The organism is Venatorbacter sp. C2-1, from assembly GCF_022832715.1.
Lineage (GTDB): Bacteria > Pseudomonadota > Gammaproteobacteria > Pseudomonadales > Oceanobacteraceae > Venatoribacter > Venatoribacter alkanivorans.
In genome coordinates this window covers 1,899,853-1,919,581 of the sequence record NZ_CP094879.1, presented here as the reverse complement: position 1 = coordinate 1,919,581, position 19,729 = coordinate 1,899,853, and the positions used below count along the sequence as shown (strand labels likewise).

Annotated in this window: 14 protein-coding genes; 10 read left to right on the top strand and 4 right to left on the bottom strand. The window is 51.8% G+C overall.

The window, feature by feature from the left end:
• Window positions 1–4 precede the first annotated feature (4 nt).
• Window positions 5–550 (bottom strand): hypothetical protein, encoded by a 546-nt coding sequence (locus MT343_RS08475; protein WP_145468936.1) that lies wholly within the window; start codon window positions 548–550, stop codon window positions 5–7.
• 58 nt (window positions 551–608) lie between these two features.
• Window positions 609–2,768: a TonB-dependent siderophore receptor gene (locus MT343_RS08470; protein ID WP_145468937.1), complete on the bottom strand. Its 2,160-nt coding sequence runs from the start codon at window positions 2,766–2,768 to the stop codon at window positions 609–611.
• Between the two features lie 367 nt (window positions 2,769–3,135).
• Between MT343_RS08470 and MT343_RS08465 the strand changes: the two genes are divergently transcribed.
• Window positions 3,136–3,774 (top strand): NAD(P)H-dependent oxidoreductase, encoded by a 639-nt coding sequence (locus MT343_RS08465; RefSeq protein WP_145468938.1) that lies wholly within the window; start codon window positions 3,136–3,138, stop codon window positions 3,772–3,774.
• A 106-nt stretch (window positions 3,775–3,880) separates the two neighbouring features.
• Here MT343_RS08465 and MT343_RS08460 read toward each other — a convergent pair whose 3' ends face one another.
• Window positions 3,881–4,918, bottom strand: coding sequence for a hypothetical protein (locus MT343_RS08460; protein WP_145468939.1), 1,038 nt, complete (start codon window positions 4,916–4,918; stop codon window positions 3,881–3,883).
• A gap of 132 nt (window positions 4,919–5,050) precedes the next feature.
• The gene (locus MT343_RS08455; RefSeq protein ID WP_145468940.1) at window positions 5,051–7,204 is read right to left on the bottom strand and encodes a YgiQ family radical SAM protein; all 2,154 of its coding nucleotides are present in this window, start codon (window positions 7,202–7,204) and stop codon (window positions 5,051–5,053) included.
• Window positions 7,205–7,470: 266 nt separating this feature from the next.
• Between MT343_RS08455 and MT343_RS08450 the strand changes: the two genes are divergently transcribed.
• The 9 genes from MT343_RS08450 (at window position 7,471) to MT343_RS08410 (ending at window position 19,724) form a co-directional block, all read left to right on the top strand.
• Window positions 7,471–8,520, top strand: a complete 1,050-nt coding sequence (locus MT343_RS08450) for an AraC family transcriptional regulator (protein ID WP_145468941.1) — start codon at window positions 7,471–7,473, stop codon at window positions 8,518–8,520.
• A 461-nt stretch (window positions 8,521–8,981) separates the two neighbouring features.
• Complete coding sequence (locus MT343_RS08445) at window positions 8,982–10,718, top strand: parallel beta-helix domain-containing protein (protein WP_186435895.1); 1,737 nt, start codon at window positions 8,982–8,984, stop codon at window positions 10,716–10,718.
• Between the two features lie 57 nt (window positions 10,719–10,775).
• Window positions 10,776–11,984 (top strand): SO2930 family diheme c-type cytochrome, encoded by a 1,209-nt coding sequence (locus tag MT343_RS08440; RefSeq protein WP_145468943.1) that lies wholly within the window; start codon window positions 10,776–10,778, stop codon window positions 11,982–11,984.
• Window positions 11,975–13,111 (top strand): hypothetical protein, encoded by a 1,137-nt coding sequence (locus MT343_RS08435; protein WP_145468944.1) that lies wholly within the window; start codon window positions 11,975–11,977, stop codon window positions 13,109–13,111. The genes MT343_RS08440 and MT343_RS08435 overlap by 10 nt, the downstream gene beginning before the upstream one ends.
• Before the next feature lie 289 nt (window positions 13,112–13,400).
• On the top strand, window positions 13,401–14,687 hold the full coding sequence (locus tag MT343_RS08430) for a nitrate regulatory protein (RefSeq protein WP_145468945.1): 1,287 nt from the start codon (window positions 13,401–13,403) through the stop codon (window positions 14,685–14,687).
• Between the two features lie 363 nt (window positions 14,688–15,050).
• A complete protein-coding gene (locus MT343_RS08425; protein ID WP_145468946.1) occupies window positions 15,051–16,448 on the top strand; it encodes a CmpA/NrtA family ABC transporter substrate-binding protein in 1,398 nt (465 codons plus the stop codon).
• Window positions 16,449–16,553: 105 nt separating this feature from the next.
• Window positions 16,554–17,570 (top strand): ABC transporter permease, encoded by a 1,017-nt coding sequence (locus tag MT343_RS08420; protein WP_145468947.1) that lies wholly within the window; start codon window positions 16,554–16,556, stop codon window positions 17,568–17,570.
• Between the two features lie 15 nt (window positions 17,571–17,585).
• On the top strand, window positions 17,586–18,524 hold the full coding sequence (locus MT343_RS08415) for an ABC transporter ATP-binding protein (RefSeq protein WP_145468948.1): 939 nt from the start codon (window positions 17,586–17,588) through the stop codon (window positions 18,522–18,524).
• Between the two features lie 24 nt (window positions 18,525–18,548).
• Entirely contained in the window at window positions 18,549–19,724 is a 1,176-nt protein-coding gene (locus tag MT343_RS08410) for an alginate export family protein (RefSeq protein WP_243989490.1), read from the top strand.
• Window positions 19,725–19,729 lie beyond the last annotated feature (5 nt).

The window sequence follows — 19,729 nt, the reverse complement described above, 5'->3', positions numbered from 1 at the left end:
ACCATCAAACCAATAACCATAAGGATGACACCAGTGCCGCTACGGTACTCAGTAACGAGACTTTCCAGGGTTTGCGACTGCTCAGAAACCAGCACACCGAGGCGGCCCACAGAAGAGGAAATAACAACAATGCTGATGCCAGATTCAGATTGGCGGCAAAGGGAAATTGCATGACCAGTGCCACACTCACCAGCAGCATGGCCACACCCAGGCCGGCAAATAACCAGAGAAAGCGCGCAATATTCCGCCCAATGCCCTGCCAGGATGGCGCAAGCATGGGTTGAACAGTCCGTGGCGCTGACGTTTTACGACGGCCTTTACGGCGCTGAAAAACAATCATCAGCCAGGCCAAAAAAGCGGGAAATAACAACGCAAACACAACGCCGTATTCGGCCCCCGCCAGCTGTATCCAGCTCAGCAAAGACAACAACAGTAACAGCCAGCCATAAATAACCAGACTGCGTCCCTGCCCCCGTGCTGATTTCCACGAATAAAAAAGACAACCAACCCCGCATAACGAAGGGACAGCTGCCATCAGAAATAACATCATGATAAATATCCGTAAGGGCCTGATGCCTGCTTAATGCGCAGGCAGCAGGCCCCGATAATCAGAAGTTGTAAGTAACACGGGCATTAACGGTACGGCGCACACCCGGGAAACAATCGCCACGTGCCAGACAGGAAGTGAGGTATTCCTCATCGCCCAGATTGCGTACGTTCAGCGCCAGGTCCAGCTGCTCGGTTGCTTCGTAGCCCAGCATCATGTCGACCAGGGTGTAATCCGGCGTAACGTATTTAACCGTTGCCGTTTCAGACACGCTTTCTCCGACATAACGCACACCGCCACCCATGCGGAATTTTCCGGCCGGTTTCCAGGTCACCCAGAGCGAAGCATTACTATCCGGCTCAGCCGCATACTGGTAGCCATTCTGATCTTCTGTATTCAGTGTGCTCAGCGCACCCTGAATATAAAAATCACCGACGTTGGCCTTACCTTCCAGTTCAACACCGTCAATTTTTGCTACGCCCTGCTGCTGCGAGCTGGTGCCCGGCACGCCATTCGGGTTTGGCAGATTGGTAATTTCGATATCGAAATACGACAACGTAAATAATCCGGGGAAACCATTAGGTTCAAATTTCAGACCCGCTTCATATTGGGTTGCTTCGCGTGGTTCCAGCTGCTTACCGTTGGCATCAATACCGACCACGGTTTCGAAGGATTCGGAATAACTGATGTAAGGTGCCAGACCATTATCAAAGGCATACAACACACCGGCACTGGCTGAAAGCGCATCGTCTGATTGTTTGGCACTGCCGGTGTCATTATCGACTTCGTCATAGCGCAGGCCAGCGGTAAAACGCCAGTTGTCATAACTGATCTGATCGGACACATACAAACCGATACTGTCGATTTTCTGTTCCGGATTATCGGTGTAGGTAAACATAGAATCATCCGGCGCACCGGTATATTTCGGGTTTTTCAGATCCAGTACGTAATCAAAATTACCGGATGACGCACCACCATCGGCGGAACGTGCAGTGTCATTATCCGTGGTTACACTTTGTTTTTGTGCACCAACCAGAATCTGATGACGCAACGCTCCGGTATCAAAATCGGCTAACAGACGAACATCCAGCGCATAAAGCTGAAATTCGTTATCGGCTTTATAAAAAGTCCGCGCCACGGTGGTGTCGGTAAAGGCATTGGTGCCAAGAACATCATTCAGATAACGGCTGTTGCCGGCACCGGTAAAAACCGGCCAGGCCTGATTATAATCGGCACTGCCTTCACGCCATAACGCAGTGGCTTCCAGTGCTAAATTGGTTGTCAGCTGCTGTTCAACCAGAGCGGTTAACTGGTTAGAGCGGGTATCGTATTTATTCCAGCCCGGCTCACCGGTATACACATCCTGATCGAGGTAGGTACCGTCTTTTAACGGTTTTAAGGTTCCTTCCACCGGCACAAACTGCGCACCGGTGTCGCTGTCGGTGTTCTGATGCATAGCGATTAACGTGTAGCGACTGGTTGCCGATGGCACATAGCTGACCGAAGGCATCAGCACCAGCGTATTATCTTCGACATAATCCACCTGAGTGTCGCTGTCGCGCTTCAGCGCCACCATACGGTACAGCCATTTGTCACTGCCCAGTTTACCGGTTGAGTCGACGGCCAGCTGCTTGCGGTTATTGTTGCCCAGCTCGGCAACAATTTCGGTCGCGGCGTCCGCCTTCGGCGTTTTCGACACATAGTTAACAATACCGCCGGGCGTGCCCTGCCCATAGAGTACCGACACCGGGCCTTTCAGCACTTCGACCTGTTCCAGCGTATACACTTCGGCACGGGTGGTGTTGTAGCTGCCGAATAATTCCTGAATAGAATCGCGGTAACGTGGCAGGCTCAGACCACGGGCGTGAATAGCATCCCCACGGGTGGCAAAACCATAGGTTTCGGCGGTCACACCAGCCATATAGGAGGTAGCCTGAGAAAGATTCAGCGCGCCTTTTTCTTCAAATTGTTCGCTGGTTTCTACCGAGACAGAACGTGCGGTTTCAACAATAGGCACACTGGATTTAGTCGCGCCAAAGTTGGTCAACTCCGCACGAACGACGGTTTTATCGAGGCGTACCTCACTCTGTTCCGGCGCATTGTTCGCATCGGCAACCAGCGCTCCCGTCTCTTGGCCCGCTGTGGTTTCTGCCAATGCCACAGAGGCCACATTCAATAGCGCAATACTCAACGCCAGACGGTTTAATCGTTGCGTTTTCATCAGTCCTCCCCAGAACCTGCAGACTTTGACTCAAATAGTTATTGCGACGCATTATCATTACGACTTACAACTGAGTCAACTCAAAATACGGCCAGAAATGTCCATATCACCACCCTGAGCCGGATACTGGGGAGGAAAAGTCCGGTAACAGGGTTAGGTTTGAAGTGGTCGTATTGACCGGGCCTGCAGCGCAGAATCAGTAGCCCTGCAGGCACCGGGGATTAACCGGATCAGCGCAATAGTGTTACCCGCCACCACTGCTCAAAGCCCCTCGCTGACAAGCGTATACTTGCGCCAACAGCCTGATGCTGTACCTGCCCAAAACAGCCACTCCGGCTTCGTATCACTGTTTCTGTGGAAGTTTTTTATGTCTGATGTAATCAGTAATCTGCAATGGCGTTATGCCACCAAAAAATTCGATCCAAGCCGTACTGTTGAACAGGAAAGGCTCGATACCATTCTCGAAGCGATCCGCCTGACGGCAACCTCCAGCGGCCTGCAACCCTATGAAGTGCTGGTTATTACCAACAAAGAAATACGTGAACAAATCAAACCTCATGCCTGGAATCAGGATCAGATTACCGATTGTTCTCACCTGCTGGTGTTTGCCGCCTGGGATAATTACACCGCAGAACGCATTAACCATATGTTCGATCTGACCAACGAAATCCGTGGTTTTAAAAACGAAGGCTGGGAAAACTACCGCGCAATGCTGCTGAGTATTTACCCGCAGCGCGATGCTGAAACCAACTACCAGCATGCTGCCCGTCAGGCCTATATCGGCCTGGGATCGGCATTGATTGCCGCCGCCGAAGTACGGGTAGACAGCACACCAATGGAAGGCTTCACCCCGGAGAAAGTGGATGAGATTCTGGGCCTGAAAGAAAAAGGCTTACGCTCGGTTATTCTGCTGCCATTAGGCTATCGCGCTGAAGAAGGCGACTGGCTGGTGAATCTGCAGAAGGTGCGCCGCAGTCACGATGGTTTTATTACTGAAGTAAAATAATCTTCGCAATATTCAGACACATAATAGAAAAAGAAGGCCGCTGGCCTTCTTTTTCTATTGTGACGATGAGAGAAACGGAAAAAACGGTATTTGATAGTGTATTCGGCTACCGGACCGCTGCAATAAAAACGCCCGGATTATCTCCCAGCCGGTATTGAAAATGCAGCTGCGCTCCGGAGGATATTTTCTCAGCTGATTCCAGCATTCGCGGAAAGGTCAGGCCGGATTCATAAGCACCAATGCGGTATTGTTGATACACACAAATATCGGTAAACAACATTGGCTGATAACGGTCATCAGGAAGATGATTAACCTCTACCGATAAACCAGGCAAATAACTGCCGCTGACATTCTTCCATGAGAAAACAGCCTCATTATTCAGAATAAACACAGAACCGGCATAAACACGCCCGTCCTGCGCACTCTGGCCTGCAACCGCCCTTCGCGTTGCAGAAAACTCAACCTCCGGATCAGCAAACACAAGATCGACACGGATTTCCTGCGGAATAACAAGTGCAGACGGTGACTGCGATAACAGGTGGCGGACAACCGCAACCTGAGGCTCGGTCTGCAGACACGCCTGCATCACCTCCGTCAGAATAATATCCGCAAGAAAATCCGGGTCTGCCAGATACCCGGTAGCGTCCACAGCCTTCATATCGAAAACCGTATCCGCAAGATTCAGGGCAGTAATGATACGTTCTGCAGAAGCGACCGATTCCGGATGAATATCGATAAGTGTAAAAGATGCTTCTTCAGCGCTAAGAACCAGCATCAGAGGCACAGCCAGAATGGCATATGGCCCACAGCCCGCATATAAAATCCGTACCGGACCACCTGAACCCTGCGCATATTGATCAGCAATAGCCGCCCGCGTGCCACGCAGGAACATAATTGTCCGGACAGCATCATCAGCGCAGGTTGCCGCCATATCCGGTGCCAGTGCCAGGCCGTTTGCGGTTAACGTTCCTTTAGCAGCAGCGCCTGACAGGCCCTCAGGATGTTCGTGTCCCAACGATTTGAGAGCAGCAGCTAACTCACTGACTTCTGCACGCAATAAATACGGCGAAATGGCGTTATCGAGTATTTTTTCAACCAGCGATATAAGCCATGCGGTATCCGGAACCGGGGAGTGCTCAGCCATAGGGTCATCCCGACAGAGTTTCAGGTCACCGTACCGCCTTTTGCCATTCAGCTCAAACCGATACGTGCAGGCTCCAGCCGCTCAAACCACGCCAGCGCAATCGGCCCCCGCAGCAGCAGGGGCAAACCAGTATTACCGTGATTTACGCACAGGCCGCTTATTACGCACACCGGCTTTACTGTTTTTGGCAAAACCCGGACGCGGAGTATTACGCAATACCGCCTCCTCCTCTGCCGGAATCAGTGCTTTAGGACCACTGCCGATCAGATCAGTGCGCCCCATATCCTTCAGGGCCTGACGCAATAACGGCCAGTTTTTCGGATCGTGATAACGCAGGAAGGCTTTCTGCAGGCGACGCTGATTCAGATCGCGCGGAATATAAATCTTGTCCGATTTATAACTCATACGGTGCAGCGGATCGCGTTCGGAATGGTACATGGCAGTTGCCAGCGACATCGGCGACGGATAGAAGGTCTGCACCTGATCCACGCGCATTTTCTGGCGCTTCAGCCACAGTGCCAGATTCATCATGTCTTTATTTTCTGAACCCGGGTGGGCAGCAATAAAATACGGCACCAGATATTGTTCTTTACCCGCCTCTTTTGAGAAACGGTCGAACATTTTCTTAAAGGCATCGTAGGTGCCCATACCCGGCTTCATCATTTTATTCAGCACGTTTTCTTCGGTGTGCTCCGGCGCAATTTTCAGCAAGCCGCCCACATGATGGGTAACCAGTTCACGTACGTATTCCGGATCACGCACAGCAAGGTCGTAACGCAAGCCGGAGGCAATGGCGATGCGTTTAATGCCGGGGATTTTACGCGCCGCACGGTACAGCGCTGTTGTGTGTTCGTGGCTGGTTTCCAGATTTTTACAGATGCCCGGAAACACGCAGGACAAACGCCGGCAGCTTTTCAGAATGGTTTCACTCTTACAGTGCAGGCGGTACATATTGGCGGTCGGGCCACCCAGGTCCGAAATGGTGCCGGTAAAGCCCGGTACTTTATCGCGGATTTCTTCCAGCTCGTGCAGGATAGATTCCTGTGAGCGGTTCTGAATAATCCGTCCTTCGTGTTCGGTAATCGAACAGAAGGTACAGCCGCCAAAACAACCGCGCATAATGTTGACCGAGAAACGGATCATTTCGTAGGCCGGAATTTTCGCATCGCCGTAACTCGGGTGCGGCACACGCTGATAGGCAAAGCCGAATACCGAGTCCATTTCATCGGTTTCCAGCGGAATCGGCGGTGGGTTAATCCACACTTCCTGATGACCGTGTTTCTGAATTAATGGCCGCGCGTTATAAGGGTTGGCTTCCTGATGCAGAACCCGTGAAGCATGGGCATACAGGGCACTGTCGTTGCGGACTTTTTCAAAGGATGGTAAACGGATACAGGTTTTATCCGGATCAAGACCGGCTTTACGCTGCAGTGGCATCGGCACGATTTTTACCGGCATCACATCATCGGCCCCGTCGGCCGCATCACCGCTGCTGCCGTTCGTGCTGCAGCTCATTGTTTCCGTATCTTTCATTTCATACGGATTAGGAATCTGGTCAATATGACCCGGCCAGTCGATGCGGGTGGAGTCGACTTCGCTCCAGCCTGCCGGTGTAGCATCGCGCACCACCGCTGTGCCGCGCAGATCCTGCAGATCGTCCAGGGTTTTGCCTTCCGCCAGGGCGTGGGTCAGCTCCACCAGCGCGCGCTCAGCGTTACCGTACAACAGAATATCGGCACCGGAATCGATTAATACCGAGCGGCGGATCTGGTTACTCCAGTAGTCGTACTGGGCAATACGGCGCAGGCTGGCCTCGATACCACCAATCACGATAGGCACGTCTTTGTACACCTGACGGCATTTCTGCGAATACACAATCACCGCGCGGTCCGGACGCTTGCCCGGCTCGCCGTGCGGTGTGTAGGCATCGTCGCTGCGGACTTTCAGGTCGGCGGTGTATTTATTAATCAGCGAATCCATATTGCCGGCGGTGACGCCAAAATACAGATTAGGCTTACCCAGCTTTTTAAACTCTTCGGGGTTGTTCCAGTCCGGCTGGGCAATGATGCCGACGCGGAAGCCCTGAGCCTCCAGCAGACGACCCAATACCGCCATGCCGAAGCTCGGATGATCAACGTAAGCATCACCGGTTACCAGGATCACATCACAGCTGTCCCAGCCCAGCACGTCCATCTCTTCACGGGACATCGGCAGGAAAGGAGCCGTGCCGAAACATTCGGCCCAGTAGGGGTAGTAAGAAAACAGGTGTTGCGCTGGCTGAGTCATAAGTCCGGACCGGGAAAAAACGGCCGCTATTGTCCCAAATTACGCGGGCCGACAAAAGGTGAAAGGCAAAATATTCCCTGCCTTTCGCGATCATTTTACGCTTTTATTCCCCTTGCATTTATGAGGATTAATCTGTGATTTACAGGCCATTTTTTACCTTCCCGGCATTTTATCCGCACCATCACCTTGTCTTTTCGCGCGCACTGGCCGAGTATCGGGAGCTGCGCAAATAGCGCTCAAAATAAGAAGAACGTACGAGCCAGCCTATGCCACCCTTTGATCCTCTGTTGTTTTTTGCGGCTTTCGGAGCCGGATTGAGTCTGATACTGGCGGCGATTATTGCCCGGGATTTTTTTCACACCCTGACCGCCCGGCTGTTTATCCTGCTGCTGGTTGCCGCCAATGTGCATCTGTTTCACCCCTGGTTGCCTCAGGCCTGGCACGGCTACTCCTTTGTTGTACAGAGTGCCTCACCCGCCCTGTTCTGGATGTGCTGCCGCCTGACCTTTGTCGCCCCCGATGAACCGCGCCGTCTTCTCTGGGGTCTGGCCTTTTACAGTTTCTTAGGTCCGTTGCTGTATTTGCTGACCGGAACCCCGGATGGCCTGCACCTGCTGCTGAAAGGCATTCCGCAGTGGCTGGAGTATCTGCTGATTCTGGCCGGACTGTGGGAAGTGATCAGTAACTGGAATAACGACCTGGTGGAAGCCCGCCGGCGCCTGCGTGGCGGTGTGATGCTGGCCATGGGGCTGGCTGTTGGCTGGGGTATTTTTTCGTTCAATATGCGCATCGGCGACAACACCTCACGCTATCTGGCCCTGGATGTTTCCATGCTGATTCTGGCTTGGCTGCTGATGCAGGGGCGTTCTGAGTTGTGGCGTTTGCTGCCACAGCCTGCGCCGGCGGCGGCAGACAACAATATGGATCATGAACCGGCAGTCACCACCCTGGCCCTCAGCCAGCAAAGTTGCGAAGAACTGCAGATGCTGCAGGAACTGATGAATCAGGGTTTTTACCGGCGCGAGAATCTGACCCTGGCGATTCTTGCTCAGGAACTTGGCATTCCGGAATACCGTTTGCGGGCCACCATCAACAAGGCGCTGAATTACAACAACTTTAACGAGTACATTAACGAGCTGCGTATTGGCGAAGCCGCCGACCGCTTACTGAACGAAGCCGAAACTCCGATTACCAATATTGCGCTCGACGTTGGCTACCGTACGATGAGTTCGTTTAACCGTGCCTTCCGTAAAATCCATCACAGCACACCGTCTGATTACCGTGAGCATCGCGGCCAGCCACCGCACAACGGATGACACCGCGGCGGCTATTCAGTCAGCGTACTTCGTTGCCCTCCTCGCTCTGCCGCTCTCTTTACCACCACTCAGAACGGTCTCATCGACCCATCAAGGGGCGTAACAGCCCCTTTCTGCACGCTTTCTGTGCAGCCATATTGAGGGCATAAAAGGAGGCTCAGCCTAACCCCAAAAAGCGCCCGCAAGACGCACTGAAAATACACTCAAACACCTCATAAAGAACTGTGCACATCCTGCGTTTTAACTTTTGCACAGTCAGTTTTCAGCTGTCTGTTACATCCCTGCAGCCTGCATAAACACTGGCTTTTCATAAAATGCACAGCCACTTCCAGAGTTTGCAGCACGATTTGCTTTTACCCTTTCGCCGCCTTTCGTTTTGATGAGCCACGGCTGGGAAGCTACCGACATAACGCTCAGGGATGGAATCCGGGCGCATAAAAACAATGAGAAAGGTATTCATCATGCAGAAAGCACACACCTCCCGCGGTCATAAGCCGCTGGTTCTGGCGATGGCCATTGCCGCCATCGGCCTGACAGCCTGCGGCGGCAGCGATAACAAAAGCAGCAGCGGCCTGAAGAAAGTATTTAACTGTACCGACAGCAGCACCTCCGGGGCACGGGTTATCTGTATCGGTTCGGCCAGCGATCTGAGCGACAAAGCCGTTCAGGATGAGCTGATCGAAGCACTGGCCGGAGCAGAAACCGGCGACACCTTTGTATTACCTCAGGGGCGTTATGCCTTCACCAACACCATCGATTTTAACGGTCTGGTCGATAACATTCCGGTATCCAACCTCACCTTCCGTGGCGCTGGCATGGAGAAAACCATTATCGACGCCAGCGGCGCCGCTTCCGATGGTTTCCTGATCAACAATACCAACAATCTTATTTTTGAAGATTTCGCCATCTACGAGTCGAATAACAACGCTCTTAAAGTGACCAAATCCGATGGCGTGATCATGCGTCGTATGGCGACTGTGTGGGAGACCGATTACCAGTCAACCAACGGTGCCTATGGTCTGTATCCGGTACAGACCAGCAACGTGCTGATTGAAGACTGTTACGTAAAAGGCTCTGCCGATGCCGGTATTTATGTGGGTCAGTCTGACAAGATCGTTGTGCGTAACAACATTGCCGAGAAAAACGTCGCTGGTATCGAAATCGAAAACAGCACCGAGGCGGACGTATATGGCAACACCGCTACCGGCAACACCGGCGGTATCCTGATTTTTGATCTGCCAATCGGCAACGGTAAATACGGTTCCGGCGTGCGCGTATTCGACAACAATGTTGAAGCCAACAACGCACCTAACTTCGCCAAAGTCGGCACCTTTGCCGGTGGTGTTCATATCGTGCCACCAGGTACCGGTGTGATCGTACTCTCAACATCCGACGTTGAGATTTACAACAACACCATCAAAGACCACCAGACAACCTCTATCGCTATTACTTCCTACATGCTGCCAGATGACAAAGTCGCTGCCGTTCCGGATCAGGACGTTGGCGGTGAAGTCATGAGCTACGGTGATATTCACCCATATGCTGAAGTCTTTATGGATGGCTGGTCACCGTTCGTACGCAACATCAATATTCACAACAACACCATCAGCCTCGCTGCCGAGCTGAATAACCCACAAGGCGCGCTGATTCAGGATCTGATCGACGGCTATACCGCCTTCCACACCCAGTTACCGGATGTCGCGGGCGGTAAAACCACTGTGCCTCATATTCTTTATGATGGCGTTGGTGAACTGCTGGCCAATACACCAAACCCGGGCGGTGAAGGTGAAAGCATTATGCAAGCCATTGCCGGCGGTATTAATCAGGTAGCGGCTGCAGTAAAAGCCAATATTCCTGGTGCTCCTGATTACACGGCAATCGACCTGAGCAAATTTGCCCCTTACGCGACCGATGGCGGCCTGTGTCAGTCTGCTAATGGTATTGATGGTGTGGATCTGTTTGCGGCTTCTGTCTATGAGACCAGCGCAACCGCCGGCACCTTTGTCGACGGCTCACCGCTTACCAAACTGGAACAGCTCAGCGGTAATCTCAGCCTTGCGGGAGCCATTATGGCAGACCCGAATGGCACCATGAGCTGTGCTTCAGGCTTCGAAGGAACGGCCGCTACCGTTACCTTTAATGCTCAAACCTTTGGTTGCACCGCTGACGATTCCACCAACCCGTCCTGCGCTCTGTAATCTCCACGGGGGCCATAGGCCCCCGGCTTATCCAAGTCTGTATTGCGGATTAAATTTATGAAATATATCAATTCTCTGGCAGTAATTTCAGCCGCTGTATTACTGACTGCCTGTGGCGGCGAAAGCAGCAGCAATAGCGACAATACCGGTTCATCGTCTGCCTGCATCTCATCGGAAAAAAACGTTAACTGGGAAAAAGTACTGCAGGCCGATGCTGCAACACTGGCTGAATATCAGTTATTTGATAACCCTTGCGACCCGACGCAGAATGCCAGTACGCGCGGACTGCCCTACAGCCTCTCTGCACCACTGTTTACCGACTACGCATCCAAGTATCGTTTTGTATTTATCCCCGAAGGACAAACCGCCACCTATTCAGAAAAAGAAGTTTTTGAATTCCCCGTCGGCACCGTCATTACCAAAACCTTTACCATGCCCGCCGACACCTCTGATCGTGGTGTAGAAAAGGAAAGAATTATTGAAACCCGCTTACTGATCAAAAAAGCAGGTGGCTGGGTAGCCCGCCCATATGTATGGAACGCGGCAGAAACCGAAGCCGTCTGGGATAAGACCGGTGAGGTGGTAGCCATTAATAATCTGAAACACGGTGAAGATACCCTGTCGTTTAATTATGGCGTACCAAATCAGAATTCCTGTACCAACTGCCATCAGTTTAATCCTAATGGCGACCACGATGCCGTTAACGGTATTGATCCGACACCGGCTTATTTCGCCCCGATCGGCCCCAAAGCCCGCTATCTGAATTCCGATTATGATTTTGGTCAGGGCCCGGAAAATCAGTTAAACAAATGGGTCGCCGACAATATGCTGTCCGGATTGCCGGCCGAAAACAGCAGCATCCAGAAAGCGGCAGATTTCAGTGACTATAAATCCCTCAGTGAATACAGCGGTACGCCGGAACAACTGACAGCAACCGCTAAATCCTGGATGGATATCAACTGCGGCCACTGCCACCGCACCGAAGGCCAGGCCAGCAATACGGCTTTCCGCGCTGACTACAACATCCCCTGGGACGGCAACGAAGGTCATCATGGTGCCTGTGCCGTACCGGTTTCCGGAGCCAGCGCTGGTTCAACCTGGATTATTGTACCGGGCGATTCTTCCCAGTCGCTGCTGTATAACCGTATGAATACCACCAAGGCCGGCCTGATCATGCCACCGCTGGGCCGCGCGGTTATTCATACCGAAGGTACTGCACTGATCAAAGCCTGGATTGACAGTCTGGACCCGGCATTGTGCAATTAATTAATGTCACCGGGCGCTTCTGCGCCCTTTTTTTAATGCTATTGCTGATCGGCTGCGGAGCCGGCAGCGCGGACGAAAACAATACCCCAGCCCTTTCCGCGGACCCACTCTGCGACCAATCCGGCAGCGAAATTAACTGGCAGGCCCTGCAGCAAACGCGCTGTCCGTTATTATCGCAATATGGTCTGTTTAAAGGATTACCCTCCGATATTAAAAACAGCAATGGCGGTATTTATTATAAATTGGGCAGTGAATTATTTACCGATCATGCGCGTAAATACCGCTATATCTTTCTGCCGGAAGGTACTCAGCTCGGTTACCAGCAACAGGATGTGCTCGATTTTCCAACCGGCAGTGTCATCGTTAAAGTCTTTGCTATGCCCACACAAAGCACCACAGACAGTGCAGAAGATATTATGGAAGTCCGCCTGCTGGTCAAACGCAGCAGTGGCTGGATATTTATTCCTTATGTCTGGGATAACAACATTAATGATGCCCGCCTGGCGATAGCCGGCAGCCAGACACCTGTCAGTTTCAGCCATAAAGGCGAAATGCTGAATCTGACCTATGAATCGCCCTCTCTGTTGCGCTGCCAGAACTGCCATCAGGTTAAGATCAATGACCAGCTCAGTTTTGTGCCCATTGGCCCGAAAATCCGCCACCTGAATCAGACTATTGAAGTGAATGGCCAGCCGGTAAACCAGCTTAAGCACTGGCAATCTCTGGGGCTTATTACCTTGCCGGCCGGTGAGCATCCTTATGCACCGGACTGGCGCGATACATCAGCACCGCTGCAACAACGTGCCAAAGCCTATCTGGATATTAACTGCGCTCACTGCCACAACGATAACGGCGCCGCCGCTCTTTCCGGCCTGCGGCTGGAATACTGGCGCACCGCCATTGACTATACCCATGGTGTCTGCAACTCGGCCCATGGCTGGCGTGGCGGAGGCTTTGATATCTGGCCTGGGCGCGGTAATGACTCCAGCCTGCCGTTACGCATGGAATTAAACGGTGCTGCCGACCGGATGCCGCCGATAGGACGCAGCGTGCCCGACAAAGACGCCGTGGCTTTAATACGGGCCTGGATCGATACCCTGCCCGATCAGGACTGTGCCAGCGGCTGAACCAGGGCCTGTTAACACTAATCAAACAGGCCCTGGCCGCTGGCAGCTTTGCACCAGAACAGAGCGATGTCATATCGCTCTGCCGCTTTACAGCGCAAGCAGTCTGCCTCAACCCTGCTCCCTGACCGGCTCAGAGGCTTTTCCCTGTCCCCAGGCCCGTTAATCTGATCAGCGGCTGCACAACCGTCAGCTGCACTTCCGTTTATTAACCGATATTTCACATCTGGTATTCATCTTGCACCAACGCTGAGCAAAGCCCTTATTTATTTGCAAAGAAGGATTCATTTCCGTGCAGGATCTTCACAGCGTTGCCTATTTTCTGAACCTCGGTCAGCAACAGGAAATACAGGAACTTGAACAGTTTGCCCGTACCGGCCAACTGGTGATTGCCATCAGCAATCTGTTGCATCAGCTGCAGTACGAACGCGGATTATCCAACCGCTTTCTTGGCAGTGCTGGCCTGCGTTGCCAGCAAGAACTGCAACAACAGTGGCACAGCAGCAATGAGCAACTGGCGCTGTTTCATAAAGCCCTGGCCAACTTACTGCCAGAGCATGGGCAGCATGCCTTTCCCGCACGCTGGTTCCGCCGTCTGGGTTATGCCCTGCACAGTCTCGAACGACTGCCACAACTGCGTCAGGATGTAGAGCAGCTGAAATTCAATACCACCGTTGCCATCAAAGCCTATTCCGAAATGATTCAGAGCTTACTGGCCGTGGTGTTCGAGGCCGCAGGCAACGCGGCCGATGAAATAACCGCACGTATTCTCGTCGCCATGTTTAATTTAATGCAGGGCAAAGAGCTGGCCGGACAGGAACGCGCCTGTGGGGCTGCCGGATTTTCCGCTCATGAATTTGACCCCGGCCTGCGTCAGCGCCTGACACAGTTAATCGACCGGCAGGATCGCTGTTTCCATATTTTCAGCGATTATGCCAGTGACGAAGCTCTGAGCGCCTGGGAACAGGTTCAGCGCGGTGAATTCCAGCTCGAATTTGAACGCCTGCGGCGTCTGGCCCTGACCGCCGGTCCCCAGTCACTGGCAGCAGCGGATTATGATGTGCGCTGGTTTATCTGCTGTTCTGAACGGCTGGATGCCATCAAATATGTCGAAGAAGTGTTGGAAACCCAACTCCTCTCCCACAGCCAGCAACGCATTCTTGCGGTACGCGAAGCGGCATTAAGTCCCGACCAACAAGGCAATGACCTGCAACGCGGAGCGTTCGACGATGTTCCTTCGTTTGCTCTGTACGTCAGCCATTCACAGTCCGCCGGGCATGAGTCAGACCATGCTCTCAGCGGTCCCGATGACGATATGGTGCATAACGTCAGTAAGCCGGTGGTCGAATTAATCGAAGCTCAGGGCCAACGCTTAAAAAGCCTGAATGATGAACTGGATGCCGCCCGTACAGAACTGCATGAGCGCAAACTGATTGACCGCGCCAAACGTGAACTGATTCAGCGCCGCCAGATGAGCGAACAGGAAGCCTATGCGTTATTACGCAGTATGGCGATGAATCAGAACCGCCGTCTGGTGGATGTTGCTGCCGGTTTATTAAGCATGACCGAGCTTCTTTAAATCAGGTTGTGCACTGCACCAAGTCGCAGCACCAACGCATAACCTGCTCTTCAGCAGAGCAAAAAAAATCCTTGCCGTAAAAACGCAGGGATTTTTTTATTCCTGACAACCGCTTTTAAAAACCTTACGGTTGATTGCAACCCAAATAAAAACAGGAAGTTAGCGGATTAAAATGCGTTAAAAACGCCATAGACGGACATTGTCTGAAAACTCTGGCACGCTTCTGGCAATACTTATTCTGAATTTCTTATTCAGTGCATACCCAATGGCGGGTAACCGTACTGACACATTTTAACAGCAAAGGCGCTTACAACGGGCAACCGTTGTGGCGCCTTTTTTTTGTTGCCAAGAAAGGGGAAGACCATGCAAGGACTGAACACTCTGCGCCGCACACTGATAAAAAGTGCATTGATTCTGACCACAGGTCTGGCCAGTGGTTTATCGGCATTATCGATACCACTCAGTCATGCTGATGATTATCCGGAAAAAGAAGAGCTTAAATTCGGTTTTATTAAATTAACCGATATGGCACCGCTGGCTATTGCCTATGAAAAGGGTTTCTTTGAGGACGAAGGCTTGTATGTCACCCTCGAAGCACAGGCAAACTGGAAAGTACTACTCGACCGCGTGATTGATGGCCAGCTGGATGGCGCCCATATGCTGGCGGGCCAGCCATTGGGCGCAACCATTGGGTTTGGCACCAAAGCCGATATCATTACCGCCTTCAGTATGGATTTAAACGGCAATGCCATTACCGTTTCCAATGATGTCTGGCAGCAAATGAAACCCTTTATTCCCAAAGATGCTGAAGGGAAACCCGTACACCCGATTAAAGCCGATTACCTGAAACCAGTCATAGAAAAATACAAAGCCCAGGGTAAGCCATTTAATATGGGCATGGTTTTTCCGGTATCCACCCACAACTACGAATTACGCTACTGGCTGGCGGCTGGCGGTATTAACCCGGGTTATTACGCACCGTCGAAAGGTGACACCTCCGGTCAGCTGAATGCTGATGCCCTGCTTTCGGTTACACCGCCACCACAAATGCCGGCAACGATGGAAGCCGGTACGATTTATGGTTATTGCGTAGGCGAACCCTGGAACCAGCAGGCCGTCTTTAAAGGCATCGGTGTTCCGGTGATTACCGACTACGAAATCTGGAAAAACAATCCGGAAAAAGTATTTGGCGTCAGCAAAACCTGGGCAGAAAAATATCCGAACACTCACAAGCGTGTGGTCAAAGCACTGATCCGTGCTGCCGCCTGGCTTGATGAAAATAATAATGCCAACCGCGAGGAGGCGGTAAAAATTCTGGCCAAGCCACAGTATGTAGGCGCCGATTACAAAGTGATTGCTAACTCCATGACCGGTACTTTCGAGTATGAAAAAGGCGATAAGCGCTCTGTACCGGATTTCAATGTCTTTTTCCGCTACAACGCCACCTACCCTTATTACTCCGATGCCATCTGGTATCTGACACAGATGCGCCGCTGGGGTCAGATTGCCGAAGCTAAATCGGATGACTGGTACAAAGACATCGCGAAAAAAGTGTATCGCCCTGACATTTACGCAGAAGCAGCAAAAGCACTTATTGCTGAAGGCAAAGCCGATGCCAAAGACTTCCCTGACTTCAGCAATGAAAGCGGCTTCCGTGCCCCACAAACGGAATTTATCGACAACATCACCTATGACGGTCAGCAACCGAATGCTTACCTGCAGAAGTTTGCTATCGGCCTGAAAGGCGAGCAAAAGCTGTAACACAGGGAATAAGCCGGCTGTTTTAACAGCCGGACTAAAACAGCCGGACTACCATCACACATTCATCGAAATTGTGCAGTCAACTGAATCCGTCAAGGAGATCCTATGAGCATTGCCCTGACCCAAACATTAAGCAAAATAAGCTGGCTGGAACCGATGATTAAAGCCGCTCAGGGAGAAAACCGCAGCCAGAACCTGAGCATTATTGCCAAAGCCATCGGCATTCCTCTGGCAGGGATTTTGGTGTTTTTAATGATCTGGCATGCGGCCGCATCAAGTATTAACACCTCTCTGGGAAAATTCCCCGGACCTGCCGATGTACTGATCCAGAGTAAAACCCTGATCAGCGAACATATTACAGAGCGTGAAAAAGCAGCCGCTTTTTACCAGCGCCAGGATGAACGTAATGCCCGGCGTCTGGCACAGGACCCGGATTATATCGTCAAAATCCGCGACTATACCGGTAAGCCAACCTACGTCGATCAGATTGGTACCAGCCTGATTACGGTTCTGAGCGGTTTTCTGATTGCCTCACTGATCGCCATTCCGCTGGGTATTGTTATTGGTTTAAGTGCCAACCTGTACTCGGCATTTAACCCGGTGATTCAGATTTTCAAACCGGTATCACCTCTGGCCTGGCTGCCACTGGTCACTATGGTGGTCAGTGCTGTCTATGTCAGCGATGACCCGGTTGTAGCAAAGTCTTTTGTCACTTCCATGATTACCGTCATGCTCTGCTGCCTGTGGCCAACCGTTATTAATACCGCCGTGGGCGTCGCCTCTATTTCTCAGGATTTAAAAAATGTCAGTCAGGTACTGCGTTTAAGCTGGCTGACTCATGTACGGAAAATTGTGTTACCTGCCGCTATTCCGATGATGTTTACCGGTCTTCGTCTGTCGCTGAGTATCGCCTGGATGGTGCTGATTGCTGCGGAAATGCTGGCACAAAACCCCGGACTTGGAAAATTCGTCTGGGACGAATTCCAGAACGGCAGCTCAAATTCCCTCGGCCGTATTATGGTCGCGGTTATTACCATCGGCTTAATTGGTTTTGCCCTTGACCGCATTATGTTGCTGCTGCAACGGAGCGTTTCCTGGGATAAGTCCGCCACCTTACGCTGAGAACCGGAGAAAATTATGAACCCACTACTCGAACTGACTCAGGTAGGTATTGAATTCAGCACCGCAAAAGGCAGTTTCCGCGCGTTGCAGAGTGTCGATCTTAAGATTAATAAAGGTGAGTATATTTCACTGATCGGCCACTCCGGCTGCGGCAAATCCACCGTGCTGAATATTGTTGCCGGTCTGCTGCAGGCAACCGAAGGCGGCGTAGTTCTGAATGGTAAAGAAGTGAACGAGCCAGGCCCTGAACGTGCGGTGGTTTTTCAGAACCACTCCCTGCTGCCCTGGCTCAGTGCTTATGAAAATGTCGAACTGGCAGTAAAACAGGTATTCCGTGGCAAAAAATCCAAAGCCGAAATGAAAGCCTGGATTGAGCACAACCTGGAGCTGGTGCATATGACCCATGCCATGCATAAACGCCCGGATGAAATTTCCGGTGGCATGAAGCAACGCGTGGGCATCGCCCGGGCACTGGCGATGGAGCCTCAGGTGTTATTAATGGATGAGCCTTTTGGCGCGCTCGACGCTCTGACGCGCGCGCACCTTCAGGATTCATTAATGGACATTCAGAAGGAGCTGAATAACACCGTCATTATGATTACCCATGATGTCGATGAAGCCGTTCTGCTGTCCGACCGCATCGTCATGATGACGAATGGCCCTGCCGCCACCATTGGCGAAATTCTGCACATCGATCTTGAGCGGCCCCGTAACCGCCTGCAGTTAGCCGATGACCCACGCTACAACCATTACCGCCATCAGGTGCTGAGTTTCCTTTATGAAAAACAACGTAAAACTGATGACGGCCTGCCTGCCACGCAACCCCATGGTCAGGTCTCAGGTTCCCAAATAATAAAAGAAAATCATGAAACCCGCGCGATAAACACCCCGGCCGGGCATTCCCATGCTCATACACCGGATCAGGATAAAGCTAACCAGTTAAAAACTGCCTGATTTTAATCAGATACCGGAGAAAGAATGATGCAAACAAAAAAAACGTTGTCAGCTACTGCCCTGAGTTTAGCCATCAGCCAGGTTGTCTTCAGTCAGAGTGTGCTGGCAGAAGATACGGCTGTTGATATGCTGAAAAAAGGTGACGCCATTATTGATCTTCGCCTGCGCTATGAAAGCGTTGATGATGACGATGCTGCCGATAAAGACTCTGCCACGGCACTCACTCTGCGCTCTCGCCTGGGTTATGAAACAGCCGATTTTAACGGCTTTAAAGTGCTGTACGAAATTGAAGATGTACGCGCCGCTATCGACGACTATGCTCCGGAAAATACCGATTATGATACCGTTGCCGATCCGGAGAACACCGAGATCAACCGTGCTCAGATCAGCTACAGCAAAGATGGCTTCAGCCTTGTAGCCGGTCGCCAGCGTATTATTCTGGATAATGCCCGCTTCGTCGGTAATGTCGGCTGGCGTCAGAATGAACAAACTTTTGATGCGATAAAAGCGGCTTATAAAACCGGCGATCTTAACCTTCAATACGCTTACATCGATCAGGTTAACGGTATTCTGCGTAAATTTGATGCCGACGTTACCAGCCATTTACTTAATGCCACCTACTCCGGACTCAAAGCCGGAAACCTGACCGGTTACGCCTATTTATTAAAGGATGACGACAGTGACGCCAAGCTGGATACCTATGGTGCGCGCTTTACCGGAAAAACGGCCGTCAATGATCTGAGCCTGATCTACAGCGCAGAATTTGCTACCCAGTCCAGCGATGATTTTGATGCCAGTTATTATGCCCTGGAAGGCGGCGTGGTGTTGTCCGGCATTACTCTCGCACTGGGCAATGAAACCCTCGGCAGTGATGACGGCGCCTATGGATTCCAGACCCCGTTAGCCACCAAACATGCGTTTAATGGCTGGGCAGACAAATTCCTGGTAACTCCGGCCGATGGCCTGAGTGATACCTATATTAAAGCCACGGGTGCCGTCGCCGGTGTCAAATTGCTGGCCATGTACCATGAGTACAGTGCCGATGAAGGCAATGACGATAAAGGCAGCGAAGTCAATTTCCTCGCCGCCAGAAGCTTTGCTGAGCATTACAGTGCCGGTCTGAAATACGCCGCCTACAGCGCCGGAGATAATGGTAGCGACAGCGACAAAGCCTGGCTGTGGCTGGAAGCAAAATTCTGATTAAA

Bases quoted from the DNA above. Each gene is read 5' to 3' on its own strand.
- MT343_RS08475 (WP_145468936.1), bottom strand. From the start codon at position 550: ATGATGTTATTTCTGATGGCAGCTGTCCCTTCGTTATGCGGGGTTGGT.
- MT343_RS08470 (WP_145468937.1), bottom strand. From the start codon at position 2,768: ATGAAAACGCAACGATTAAACCGTCTGGCGTTGAGTATTGCGCTATTG.
- MT343_RS08465 (WP_145468938.1), top strand. From the start codon at position 3,136: ATGTCTGATGTAATCAGTAATCTGCAATGGCGTTATGCCACCAAAAAA.
- MT343_RS08460 (WP_145468939.1), bottom strand. From the start codon at position 4,918: ATGGCTGAGCACTCCCCGGTTCCGGATACCGCATGGCTTATATCGCTG.
- MT343_RS08455 (WP_145468940.1), bottom strand. From the start codon at position 7,204: ATGACTCAGCCAGCGCAACACCTGTTTTCTTACTACCCCTACTGGGCC.
- MT343_RS08450 (WP_145468941.1), top strand. From the start codon at position 7,471: ATGCCACCCTTTGATCCTCTGTTGTTTTTTGCGGCTTTCGGAGCCGGA.
- MT343_RS08445 (WP_186435895.1), top strand. From the start codon at position 8,982: ATGCAGAAAGCACACACCTCCCGCGGTCATAAGCCGCTGGTTCTGGCG.
- MT343_RS08440 (WP_145468943.1), top strand. From the start codon at position 10,776: ATGAAATATATCAATTCTCTGGCAGTAATTTCAGCCGCTGTATTACTG.
- MT343_RS08425 (WP_145468946.1), top strand. From the start codon at position 15,051: ATGCAAGGACTGAACACTCTGCGCCGCACACTGATAAAAAGTGCATTG.
- MT343_RS08420 (WP_145468947.1), top strand. From the start codon at position 16,554: ATGAGCATTGCCCTGACCCAAACATTAAGCAAAATAAGCTGGCTGGAA.
- MT343_RS08415 (WP_145468948.1), top strand. From the start codon at position 17,586: ATGAACCCACTACTCGAACTGACTCAGGTAGGTATTGAATTCAGCACC.
- MT343_RS08410 (WP_243989490.1), top strand. From the start codon at position 18,549: ATGATGCAAACAAAAAAAACGTTGTCAGCTACTGCCCTGAGTTTAGCC.